Annotated in this window: 12 protein-coding genes; all 12 read right to left on the reverse strand. The window is 40.0% G+C overall.

Annotated features, from left to right (window positions below; all coding sequences use genetic code 11):
• Window positions 1–14: 14 nt before the first annotated feature.
• The gene (locus C1724_RS10725) at window positions 15–776 is read right to left on the reverse strand and encodes a class II aldolase/adducin family protein (RefSeq protein WP_102346648.1); all 762 of its coding nucleotides are present in this window, start codon (window positions 774–776) and stop codon (window positions 15–17) included.
• Between the two features lie 14 nt (window positions 777–790).
• The gene (locus tag C1724_RS10730; protein WP_102346649.1) at window positions 791–1756 is read right to left on the reverse strand and encodes a D-2-hydroxyacid dehydrogenase; all 966 of its coding nucleotides are present in this window, start codon (window positions 1754–1756) and stop codon (window positions 791–793) included.
• Between the two features lie 21 nt (window positions 1757–1777).
• Entirely contained in the window at window positions 1778–3067 is a 1290-nt protein-coding gene (locus C1724_RS10735; protein WP_102346650.1) for a TRAP transporter large permease, read from the reverse strand.
• Window position 3068: 1 nt separating this feature from the next.
• Complete coding sequence (locus tag C1724_RS10740; RefSeq protein WP_102346651.1) at window positions 3069–3638, reverse strand: TRAP transporter small permease; 570 nt, start codon at window positions 3636–3638, stop codon at window positions 3069–3071.
• 73 nt (window positions 3639–3711) lie between these two features.
• The gene (gene dctP, locus C1724_RS10745; RefSeq protein ID WP_102346652.1) at window positions 3712–4779 is read right to left on the reverse strand and encodes a TRAP transporter substrate-binding protein; all 1068 of its coding nucleotides are present in this window, start codon (window positions 4777–4779) and stop codon (window positions 3712–3714) included.
• A gap of 121 nt (window positions 4780–4900) precedes the next feature.
• Window positions 4901–5260, reverse strand: coding sequence for a hypothetical protein (locus tag C1724_RS10750; protein ID WP_258000345.1), 360 nt, complete (start codon window positions 5258–5260; stop codon window positions 4901–4903).
• 47 nt (window positions 5261–5307) lie between these two features.
• The gene (locus C1724_RS10755) at window positions 5308–6063 is read right to left on the reverse strand and encodes an SDR family NAD(P)-dependent oxidoreductase (protein ID WP_374703434.1); all 756 of its coding nucleotides are present in this window, start codon (window positions 6061–6063) and stop codon (window positions 5308–5310) included.
• A 33-nt stretch (window positions 6064–6096) separates the two neighbouring features.
• Window positions 6097–7308, reverse strand: coding sequence for a dipeptidase (locus tag C1724_RS10760; protein WP_258000346.1), 1212 nt, complete (start codon window positions 7306–7308; stop codon window positions 6097–6099).
• Between the two features lie 82 nt (window positions 7309–7390).
• Window positions 7391–8668, reverse strand: coding sequence for a Rieske 2Fe-2S domain-containing protein (locus C1724_RS10765; protein WP_102346655.1), 1278 nt, complete (start codon window positions 8666–8668; stop codon window positions 7391–7393).
• 383 nt (window positions 8669–9051) lie between these two features.
• Window positions 9052–9324: a 2Fe-2S iron-sulfur cluster-binding protein gene (locus C1724_RS10770; RefSeq protein ID WP_102346656.1), complete on the reverse strand. Its 273-nt coding sequence runs from the start codon at window positions 9322–9324 to the stop codon at window positions 9052–9054.
• Between the two features lie 11 nt (window positions 9325–9335).
• Complete coding sequence (locus C1724_RS10775; protein ID WP_102346805.1) at window positions 9336–10238, reverse strand: catechol 2,3-dioxygenase; 903 nt, start codon at window positions 10236–10238, stop codon at window positions 9336–9338.
• 531 nt (window positions 10239–10769) lie between these two features.
• On the reverse strand, window positions 10770–11894 hold the full coding sequence (locus tag C1724_RS10780; protein WP_102346657.1) for an acyl-CoA dehydrogenase family protein: 1125 nt from the start codon (window positions 11892–11894) through the stop codon (window positions 10770–10772).
• Between the last annotated feature and the right edge of the window lie 95 nt (window positions 11895–11989).

Raw genomic sequence — 11989 nt, forward strand, 5'->3', positions numbered from 1 at the left:
ACTCACATCCTTTGTTAATCAAGTAAATCGGGTTGCTCTTTCACAATTTTCTCGTATAAAAGGTTAAACTGCACTTCCCCTGCCCAGCTTGAACCTACTTGTTGTAAGGCAATATCAGCATTTTCTGGACTGATCAGTTTCGGAACACCCGCTGCTTCTGCCATTAACTGTGATTGACAACATCTTTCCATACTGATATACCACCATGCTGCTTCCTCTACAGATCCCCCAACAGTAAGTAAACCGTGATTTTGCAAAATAAGTGCTTTTTTATTTCCCAAAGTTTGGGCAATTCGCTTTCCTTCTTCTTCCTCATAAACAACTCCTGAATAGTCTGTAAAAACAGCATGATCGTTATAAAACGCACAAGCATCCTGGGTGATTGGATCTAATAATCTTCCAAGTGAAGACCAAGTTTTTCCATACACTCCATGGGTATGCGCTGCAGCTATAGCATCAGGACGAGCTTGATGAATAGGGATATGAATCGCTAAAGCAGCCTTATTAACTGGTCGTGTTCCCTCCACCACAGCTCCTTGATCATTGACAAGAACCAAGTCCGAAACCTTAATTAAACTAAAATGAACAGCAAATGGATTTACCCAGAAATGATCGGTATATTCCGGATCCCGAACTGTAATATGTCCGGCTAGTCCTTCATCAAAACCGAATTTAGAAAATAAGCGAAAAGCTCCCGCTAACCTCGTTTTTCGATACAGTCGCTCTTCCTCAATAGACTTAAACTCTAGCGCATGAACATATTCCTCATTCCCCATACTACAGCCCCTTTCTAATAGCCTTTTTCAATATCAATGACATTCAATAGCTCACCCACACCAGTCCGAAAAACTTGTAGATTATGTTTAAATATTTCGATTGCACGGTCTTGGTAGTTGGTGGAAACGCCTGCAATATGTGGGGTGATCGTCACATTTTCCATCTCCCAAAATGGATGTGAAGATGGAAGAGGTTCCTCAGCAAACACATCTAACACCGCATGTTTAATTTCTTTAGTTTGCAGCGCGTATACTAAATCCTCCTCGACAACGGTATTGCCTCGACCAATATTGATAAATACAGCTGTTTTTTTCATTTCTTTAAAATGAATTCCCTTTAGAAATCCTTTTGTTTCAGTTGTGCTCGGTAAAATGGAAACAACAAAGTCTGCTTTTCTTAGACATTCAAATAACCCTTGACTTGTATACAATTGATCTACATGTTCTACAGCTGTCCCACTTCGATTAAAGCCCATTGTCTTCATATTAAATGCTTTAGCCAATCTGGCAATCTCACTGCCTATTACACCTGTTCCCAAAATAGCAACAGTCTTTTCCGTTATTTCTTCTAATGTGTTTAAATAAAGCGACTTATTCCATACCTTTTGCTTTTGCTGATCCATCATCGAGCGAAACCTAGCAGTTTCCTGTAGCATCATTAAGATCGTATATTCTGCCATTGGGGTTTTATGAATTCCTTTAACATTGGTAATCACAATGTTTCGTTCCACTATAGACTCAAGTGGCAGCTGTTCAAAACCAGCTGTTAATAGCATGATCCATTTTAATTTACTCGCTTTTTTTATATGTTCTGCCTTGATATCTTCTCCATATGTCAGCAGAACCTCTGACTCACCTAAGCTATGACTCTTCTCAGCTTCCTCTATCGAGTTATAAAATAAAAATGAAACGTCTTTAAATTCCTCTTGTAACAGAGCTTGAATTTCATCTTTGATTTTTATTGCTGAGACAATACGCAATCACTTAGCCCCCCTGCTGTTTTAGATTGCCATCAATACAAGTTGCGGGAAAAGAATTAAAATGGCAATGAACACTATATACGTAATTAAAAAATAACTTGCGCCTTTGAAAATAGTAGTAATCTTGGTAGTTGGTGTTAAGCCTTGAACAACAAATACATTGACGCCAACTGGCGGTGTGATTGCACCCATACTCGTTACAACACATAGGAGAACAGCAAACCAAACTGGATCATAGCCTAATGCTATAATAGTAGGATAAAAGATTGGGATTGAAATGATTAGGAAACCAAGGGCATCCATGATGGAACCGCCAATTACGTATATGAGGATGATTGCAAGTAATATAAGCGTTGCAGGAACAGGCAAACCATTAACCCAATCCGCTACATCATATGGCAATCTTGTCATCGCTAAAAAACGGCCAAATAAGGTTGCACTTACCATCAGCATCATAACCATTGTGGCTGTTTTCAACGTGCTTAGCATGGCTTCTTTAAATTTAGAAAACGTTAATTTCTTCATTGCAAGTGTTAGTACTATCGCACCAAATGCGCCAAATGCTCCTGATTCAGTTGGGGTAAACCAGCCAAGAAACAAACCGCCAATAACGAAAAGAAACAGTAACAAAATCGGAATAACACCTAAAATAGACATCAACTTTTCTTTCATTGAAACTTTTGGAGCTGCAGGTCCATATTCTGGATTACGTTGACACAAATACACAATAGTTAGTAGTAATAATGCGGTTAAAAGAATAGACGGTATAATACTAGCTACAAATAAGTCAGTAATCGATTGTTCAGTCTGAATAGCAATTACAATTAAGACAGTACTAGGAGGAATAATAATCCCAAGTGTTCCACCGGTAGCGACGCTGCCTGTGCTAAGCGCTTCATTGTAATTGTACTTTTTCAACTCTGGTAAAGCCATTGTCCCCATCGCAGCTGCTGTTGCTGCATTGGAGCCGCAAATAGATGCAAACCCAGCACTTGCAAGAATTGTCGTTCCCGCCATTCCGCCTTTAAACTGACCTACCCACTTATAGGCAGCATCAAAAAGCTTAACAGTCACACCCGTTCTGAAAATGATTTCTCCCATCAGGATATACAATGGTATAACACTAAGTGTATAGCTTGAATAGGAAGTCCAGACACCGGAACTTAATAGATTGTAGGTTGCTTGCGGCGAACTCATAACGAGTAAACCGGCAAATCCAACAATAAACATCGCGAAACTGATTGGCATCTTGAAAAACATTAGTAGAAATAATACTGCAATTCCTAACAATGCAATAGTAGCTGGTTCCATACTACTCACCACCTTTTAGTAGTTTAATTAAGTCAATCACTAACGTTAACGTTAGACCAATGAATCCTACAGCCACGAGGTAAACAAGCGGATAAAATGGAATTCTAAGGGTTGTAGACAACGTCCCATTCGCTATTAAGCTATTAGCATAAATGATCAACTGCCAGCCTAGGATCGTAAAGAAAATAATACTCAAAGCATAAATAACAGCTTGGATTATTTTCTGAATGACAGGGTTAAACCGATTAACTAACAGATCAATATCGACATGTCCTTTGACAATCTGGGTATACCCAAGGGAAAACGTCAAGGAAATAGCAGCTAACCAGCCAACCACTTCTGCTGTACCTGAAAATGGGTCGGCAAAAACACGGACAATTGAATTTCCGACAATTAGTAAAATCATTGCAGTAATACAGGCTCCAGAAATAAACGCTAAGACATATGCAAAATAATTTACTACTCTTTCAAATCCACTTTCTTTTTTGTACGTGGGTACAGTAGGTTGCTCTACCACATTTAAAGCATCATATACTTCCTGACTATATGAAGAATTATTTTGAACCTTCAAGTCTGCCACCTCCTAAATAGATGTGGCTGTCCCATACGATGTGGACAGCCTCAGCCTATTAAATTACATTTCTCTACTGATTAGAATATTTCTCCACTAATTCATCTAAAGTTTTCTTATACTCCTCAGCAGGAAGACCTTGTTCTACCAGCTGTTTCACATAATCGGCCTTAATTTTTGCGAGCTTTTCATCCCAGACAGGTGCATCTGTTAGCTGTACCGTTTGTAAGCCGTGTTCGTCTTCGCTCCACTTCACCGCGTCTTGAACGTGATTATCTAAATACTCACCAGTAAATTGGGTCATTTCGAGATTTAATTCATCAATCACTTGTTGAACATCTTCAGGAAGAGAGTTCCATGTATCTTTATTCATTACAGCGACAAACGTATTAATGGTTAACGTGTAATCGGTCACATACTTAATATTTTCAGCAAGCTTTAAATCTTTTAAGATTTCGCGGGAAGACACATAACCTTCAATAATCCCTGTTTGTAATGCTTCAGCCGTTTCAGCTTGAGAAATTCCAACAGGAGCTGCACCCATTTCCTCCATGATTGGCGTAAGTGCCCCGGAAATTCTAAACTGCTTTCCTTTTAATTCATCAATGGTTGTAACAGGTACCTGACTTTGAACAAAAGCAGGTTCTGTCGCAAAGGATGTGATAATTTTAAAATCATTAAAAGCTTCAGGTGGATACTTTTCAATAAGATCATGAACGACTAAACTAGCCACTTTAGCATTTGGATAGTTAGATGGCATATCAGATATGCCTAACAATGGAAAGCGACCTGGTTCATAAGATGTAGAAGATAAACCAATATCTGCCACTTTATTTTTAACACCGTCATACATATTCGCTGCATCTAATAAGGTACCGCCATGAAATAAATCAACTTGAACTTTTCCATTCGTGCGCTTTTCAAGCTCTTCCTTCCATTTTTCCATTTGAACGGCAGGGAATGTATTAGCTGGAGCAAAAAATGCATACGTTAATTTAATAGGATCCTCACTAGTAGCTGGTTCATTATTTGAAGATGAACTATCTGGAGTTGCATTATTTGAATTTGATGCTGAACTTCCACAAGCTGCTAAACCGAGAACTAAAACGACCATTATTAATAGAGTTAAATATTTTTTCATAGGGCCTCCTTTGATTTCCTTAATCTGTTATCCTGTTTTGTCTACGCCTGTCGTTCAACTAATTGATTCAAATCAGGCGGAGTATCCTCCACCTAATTCGTTTCCTCATTTAAACTAACAATTACTTTTCTAATAAAAAGAATGGTCTGCCGATTATCGCTTCAAGACGAAAATATCGATCTAAACCTGATGCACGAAATGAATGGGTCATCCCTGTTACAGCTTGTAAATCAGGGACATCATATAAGAAGATAGCATGCCAGCCTTCATCCCCCGCATGTCCCGCCGTAAAAATATCACGATCTAACGTCCCAATTAATTGAACACCATATTCATTCCAGCTTTCTAATGCTTCATTTAATTTAGGAAGAATATCATTTGTTTTTTCCTCTGAAGTCGTATTGAACCAGCCTGTTGACTCAAATTTAATCATCACACGCAATGGTGATGGTATTTGTGGCACATCATGTTTAATACCCAATTCCCTTCACTCCTCATCTTTAATTTTGATCAGCCATTCTTCATTAGCTAGCGCATTAATAGACCGCCATTAATATCAATCGTAGATCCAGTTATATATCCGCTTGATTCGGCGCATAGATAATTAACAATTTTAGCGACTTCCTCTGGTTCACCAGGTCGCCCTACAGGAATTCCTTTCACCATTGTTTCTAATTTATCATGCGGTATTTTATCCATTTCTGGCCCGCGAATGGCTGCAGGTGTAACGGCATTAACTGTGATCCCCTCTTTTGCAAGTGATCTAGCAAATACCTTTGTTAATGCCAGTTGGCCTGCTTTCGATGCGGAATAATGGGCACCAGACGTTAATGGACCTGCTTGGCCAGCAAAAGACGACATATTAATAATTCGACCCCACTGTTGTTCTTTCATGATCTTGATAACAGCTTGTGAGAAAAAGAATGTTCCACCTAGATTAATTGAGATAATGGTATTCCATTCATCCTCTGTCATGTCTTCAATCGTTGTTTCTGTACGAACGCCAGCATTATTAACGAGAATATCAATTCGCCCCCAACGCTCTAGCACTTGGTTCACACATTCGTGGATAGATTCTACTTTAGATACGTCGGTTGCAATGAACATCGCTTGGTTTCGTTCATTTTCACGTATTGTTACTTTCACTTTTTCAAGCTCCTGTTCATTTATATCAACGAACACCACTTTTTTCCCTTCATGTAAAAGCTCATCTGCAACCGCTAAGCCTAAGCCTTGGGCTGCTCCTGTGACAATTGCTACTCTACCATAACCATCTAGTAACAATAGCATCACCTCCTACTCTAGTTAACTATGAAATTATTTATTAAATACTTGTTCAATTGCACGCAAGGCATTTAATCCTGCTACTTTTATTATGTCCTCGTCACTATAGCCATGTGACACAAGCCAATTGACGATATTAACCATTGATTCAGTGGGATTCTCAAGTCCTTTTACATAATCAGATTCTTCAAACTCTTCGCCCCCATGTGAATCAGAAATAGACAGCATACCATCGAAAGCATGTTGTAAAGCAACATGGTCACCGTAGAATGTATCTGGACCAAACCCAACATGGTCAATTCCTACTAAATTTGCGACATATTCAAAATGCTCCATAACGGAATCAATCGTGTGATCCGGTCTATTTTTAGTTAAAGTGGTATTGGGTGCTGCACAAATTCCAATTACACCCCCGCTTTCTGCACATGCTTTTAAAATATGATCGGGTTTCATCCTTGGCGTGTTCCACAACTCTCTTGCACCGGCATGGGTAATAAACACCGGCTTTTCACTTTTTTCAATCACGTCCATGCTGGTTATGTCACCGCAATGAGAGATATCGATAATCATGCCTAATTTATTCATTCTTTGGACGACTTTTCGGCCAAAGTTTGTTAAGCCTCCGTCACGTTGTTCAGCTAAGCCAGACCCAAGTGTATTTGTATCATTGTAGGTGATCCCCATACACCGAACTCCAAAACCATAAAGAATGTCGACTCGGCCTAGTTCATTCTCTATAGCACTTGCCGCCTCTAATGATGGCAACAGCGCGATCTTATTTTCTTCCTTGGCCCTATAAAAATCGTATTTATCACTAGCAATAAACACCATCTTCTGTTGGGCGATATCACAATACCTTATGCCAAGTGTCCAAATGACATCATCCCATTTAAGCCCTGAAGTGGACGTAATAATCGAAATTCCATCCATAAAGTTTTCAAAAATGACATCCAAGCCTGAATTTGAAAGACCTTCGTAATCAAAGTGCGTATAGGGCTGCCTGCAATAAGGGATTATGTCCTCTTTTTTTTCAGGTACAATAAAGCCATGATCCCGTAAAGAAATAATGATATTATTTTCAAAGAGTGCCTCTACTCTTCTTTTTTCATCCCAAGAGGTTAATAATGAATACCCTGGAACTCTATTAATTGACTTTGAAACGGTATAGGATTTATAATCCTTAGTAGATTCTAAGTATTCAAAAGATTTATAGCCGTCGTATAGTTTAAGTTTCAATGCTTTCACCTCTCTAGATATTCGAGGCCATTAATTTAGTAATCGTTATAACTTCTAATGATGTGCATATAGTATTGAATAGAGCTTGTTTCTAATTAGGTGCTTTCTTTTTTAAAGCAAATTTTTCATCAAGTGGGAGAGCATCCTGCCAATGCTTTCCACGTTCAGCGTATGTTCCTGCACTATATAAATGTTTAAGTGAATCTACATCTAATGCAAAAGGTTCTTCACCATCTTGAAATTTCAAGACATTTTGAAGAAGAATCCGGCGCATTTGAATCACTGGTAGATCACTGGTACCCAGGTGTTCTTTTGAGCGATTTACGATTGGTCCCATTGTTTCTGTAGCTGCATGATCCTGGTTTGCAATGCCGCGTATTCCTGTAAAGTTGCCGCTTTTCATTAATTCACGGTCTTGCAAGTAATCATTCGTTCTATTCTTCTTTTTTCTAAAGTATTCATCAAGTTCTAAGCCGCGGCGAGCATGCTGTGCTTCTGCGTCAATTTCTTTAGTCTTTGAAAACTGAACATCCCAGCTCCAAGTACTTTGATCATCTCTAGGGATAAACGCATGCCACATACCATCTTCACCTTCAAATCGTGGCGGGAACGTATAGAACGGAAAGATATAATGTATCTCCATAAATGCATCTTCCTTATCTGTTCCTTCTCCAATCGCAAGACATCGCTTTCCATAGTTTGTGTTCTCAACCGCTTGCCTTACAGGTGGATTTTTGACCAATGGATGTGAAGGATCAATTCCAAGGTCTGTGCTAAGGACGCCTTCATTAACAGTCTGAGTGGCATGTGCTTTGTGAAGAAAGGCCGCATGTACAAAATCTAGATCATTTTCCATAACTTGCAAGTAATTACATTCTTGCCAAACCCGTTCAGCTAATATGCTTTTTTCAGGTAAGCCCATCCAGAAAAATTCTGGGAAAGGTGGTTTTTTATCTGCAGGTCCCATATAAGTCCAAACCATTCCATTTCTTTCCTCAACAGGATATGACTTTAATTTAATGGCTTTATGAAGATTACTGCCACTAGGTTCGGATGGTAGATCCGTACAAGTTCCTTCCGTGTCAAACTTCCATCCATGGTACATACAGCGTATACCACATCCAGCGTTTATTCCGTAATAAAGTGATGTTCCCCTGTGTGGACATGCTTCATCAATGAGACCAACTCTTCCATCTGAATCTCTGAACGCCACTAAATCTTCTCCTAATAACTTTATTTGTAATGGTTTGCCATCAGTTTCTACTTCATCAGACTTAAAAGCCGGAATCCAATATCTCCTAAACATTTCTCCCATTGGTGTTCCCGGATCCGTTTGAGTTAAAAGTTTATTATCTTGCTCCTTTAACATGCTTCCTCCTCCTCGCTTAATTTGTTAAATTAATCTTAACGGTTATTTAAATAGGGTACAATTGACAAGTTTCACTATTTGAAATTTTCAAAATCTTAAAACTAAGATTATACAAATAGCCTATTGCCACTGTCTTTCGTATCGTATTCACTTACCAAAACTGTAGTAAATTTTTTCTATCACTAAAAATGTAGGGTGATCTTTTAAAGCTATTTACTTTCGTATTAGAAACTACTATTTCAAGAATAAGGTTAGCGTGGTCTCATGTAGATATCCAAGTCGAACAGTTCCGATGAACAATCGAAACTGTAAAACCTGAATTCTATCATTTATTTAAAAAAGTGAGCTCCTATCTCTCGCTACGAGTACACATTACTAATCTCTTACTTGCCTACCACTCTGATTTTCAGTTCACCTTTTGGATACGTTTTACATGCTAAAGCGTACTTTAACTCTCTTTCTTCTTGGGGGAGAACAGCCATGGAGCTTGTGCCAAGTGTATAGTCACCCTCAATCACTTCGATTTTGCACATTCCGCAACCGCCCCCTCTGCATCCAAATGGAATGGCACTTCCCATCACTTTCCTATGTGCTGTAATTAAATCCTCATTTGAACCACAGATAAATTCATTTTCATCAACAAAGATTTTATACATGAGTAGCTCCTTTACGTTAAAGCATTGGAGAAGGATTCCATTAATTCACGGCGATGATAGAAAATCCCTTGACCAATCTTATCTTCTGTCCACGTTATCGTCTCAAAATCCGGATAGGTCATGTAACCGCTTGCAAAGGCTTCATTACGATTTCCCGATGGGTCAAAAAAGTAAACCGTTTGCCCCCTTGTAATCCCATGACGAGTCGGTGTTACCTCAATATTCACTTCATTTCTCGTTAGGATATCAGCAGCCTTCATTACGTCATACCAGTTATCAACATGGAAAGCAGCGTGGTGCAGCTTCGCATCCGGTCCTTTAATAAACGCAATATCATGAGCGGTATTTGTTGTAAATAAGAAACTACCTATCATTTGCTCTTGATCGACTGTCATAATTCGTTCACTCTGTCCAAAATCAAGAACCTCCATAAAAAATCTTGTAGCATTTTCAACATCATCACCCGTTAATAAAACATGGTCTAATCGATGTGGAGCAATACCGCGTAGATTATCAGGCCATGGATGAGGATTCAAGGTCCCCACAGCGGTACCAATCTTTTTTATATCATGATAAAGCTCCATTTGATGGCCTGTTGGGAGTTCAAAACGAATTCCTTGACCTTCGCCTAATCTAGTACCATCAGAAACACGTTTGGTTGTTAATCCGAATTGCTCCACTTTTTTCTCAAGAATTCGTAAATCTTCAATTGAACGAACCTTAAATCCCATATGGTCTAGCCCAGGAGAATCTGCCTTCCGTAATACAATGCTGTGATGATCAAACTCATCCCATGCCTTTAAATAAACACGGTCACGATCTCTGCCTGTTTCTTCTAACCCAATGATGTTCGTATAATATTTTACCGCCGCCTCTAAATCCATTACCTTAAGCTCTGCTCTGCCTAAACGCATAACACCTTTTTGCACCCAACATTCCTCCTTTGTTTTTAGGCCGTAGGATCAATTACACAATCATTTTCAAACTAGCAAACTATTTTATCAATAACCTGTTGCAGTCTCATATATGTGAAGCTGATGATAGTGATGAGAATGAAGTAGGTGTTAAATCTAATAATTATACTCATGTCAACAGTTGTAACTGCCTTTATACATGAAACGAAGTGACTTAACACAGTATGAAACCTAGATTCATCCATATTCCATCTACTACTTTTTTGAATATTCCTAATCTTTAATCATTATAAACGGTCGATTTATTGAGCAACAACTAGGTAATTTCACTATTTGAAACTTGTTAAATAGTTAAACGCATTCCTGTTTAGGTAGCTTTCATTAAAATTGGTTGGCAATCGGCCCGTTATTTATCAAAGCCCCATCAAGAGGATCTTGACGGGCTTTCCGCTCTTCCCTATACCGGAAAACTTATAACTCATAAAATCCCATGATTAGTGACAACTTGGGCTCTGGTATTGCTTAACAGGATTAAATATAGCCGGGCATCGGTGGCCTGCCTAGTAATACTGACCCTGCATTGTCATATATGCCCTCGTTTAAGAACGCGTGCTGGGTTACAACCATCGCGTCCCGCAGACAGCGCTGCAACGGGTGTCCATCGTAGATTGCAGCTGTGCCAGCAAGCATATAGGCTGTCTGCACTGCACTAGCTCCAACGCGGGTAGCTTGTGCTGCTGCCAGACGCAGCATACTTGTTTGGTCAGCAGAAACACCATCACCTTTTTGGATCGATTCCCAAGCGGCATCTGTAGTCTCGTAGAAGAACGCTCGCGCCGATCTCAGGGAGGCCTCTGCTTTTGCCAGTGTGATTCGCAAATAAGCGCGATCTGCCAACTTCGGTGCACCGGTGATTCCAGTACGACCGGCCATTTTAGTAATTTCATCAAGCGCAGCGCGAGCGACTCCAAGATTGACTACCGCTAGTACCTGTGCTGCATAAGCGATAGATGGATACTGATAGATCGGTTCATCAATAGTAGGCACGCCACCACGGATAAAGGTCCATTCATCAGAAACGAAGGCATCTTTCACCCGCAAATCGTGGCTGCCTGTTCCGCGCATCCCAAGAACTTCCCAGTTCTCGACGATTTCCGTGTCCTCAGGATTGAGGACAGCAGTGAGCGGCTTGCCTCCTTCTCCTGTGCCAATACCGACACCGAGAATGTCAGCTCCCATGCAGCCGCTCACAAATTTCCAAAGACCGTTCACGCGCCATCCACCCTTGACCTTTTCTGCAGGCTGAACTGGAAACAGACCGCCCGCAAAGGCTACATCCGGCCCATTTGCATAGAGCTGGGCAAGCGTGTCACGCGGCAGGGCTGCTAGATAGACCGAAGCCGAGCCAAAGCTCGCCACCCATCCAGTGGATCCATCAGCCTCGGAAATGGTTTCAATCAACTTAAGGAACTCCGAGGGCGAGAGGGGATCACCGCCAAAGCAACGCGGTGTAGCAGCACGATAAATGCCCAATTGCTTTAGTTGCGCTATCATATCCCTTGGTACGTGCCGCTTTTCATCAAATTCGTCCCGTCGGGAGCGTATTTCGGTCAACACACTGTTGAGTAGATTCTGATCCTTCATTTCAATACTCATGATTTTTCCTCCCTATTTCTTACATATTTTCAAATAATGATTTATTAGTATTCAATAAAAAAGTTTGGCAAAAGATATAAAGTTATAGCCCCTGT

It is taken from the genome of Bacillus sp. Marseille-P3661 (genome assembly GCF_900240995.1).
Taxonomy (GTDB): Bacteria; Bacillota; Bacilli; order Bacillales; family Bacillaceae_J; genus OESV01.

What these genes read in the sequence shown, in the direction of transcription:
- C1724_RS10725 (WP_102346648.1), bottom strand. Translation starts at nt 776, where the DNA reads ATGGGGAATGAGGAATATGTTCATGCGCTAGAGTTTAAGTCTATTGAG.
- C1724_RS10735 (WP_102346650.1), bottom strand. Translation starts at nt 3,067, where the DNA reads ATGGAACCAGCTACTATTGCATTGTTAGGAATTGCAGTATTATTTCTA.
- dctP (WP_102346652.1), bottom strand. Translation starts at nt 4,779, where the DNA reads ATGAAAAAATATTTAACTCTATTAATAATGGTCGTTTTAGTTCTCGGT.
- C1724_RS10765 (WP_102346655.1), bottom strand. Translation starts at nt 8,668, where the DNA reads ATGTTAAAGGAGCAAGATAATAAACTTTTAACTCAAACGGATCCGGGA.
- C1724_RS10770 (WP_102346656.1), bottom strand. Translation starts at nt 9,324, where the DNA reads ATGTATAAAATCTTTGTTGATGAAAATGAATTTATCTGTGGTTCAAAT.
- C1724_RS10775 (WP_102346805.1), bottom strand. Translation starts at nt 10,238, where the DNA reads ATGCGTTTAGGCAGAGCAGAGCTTAAGGTAATGGATTTAGAGGCGGCG.
- C1724_RS10780 (WP_102346657.1), bottom strand. Translation starts at nt 11,894, where the DNA reads ATGAGTATTGAAATGAAGGATCAGAATCTACTCAACAGTGTGTTGACC.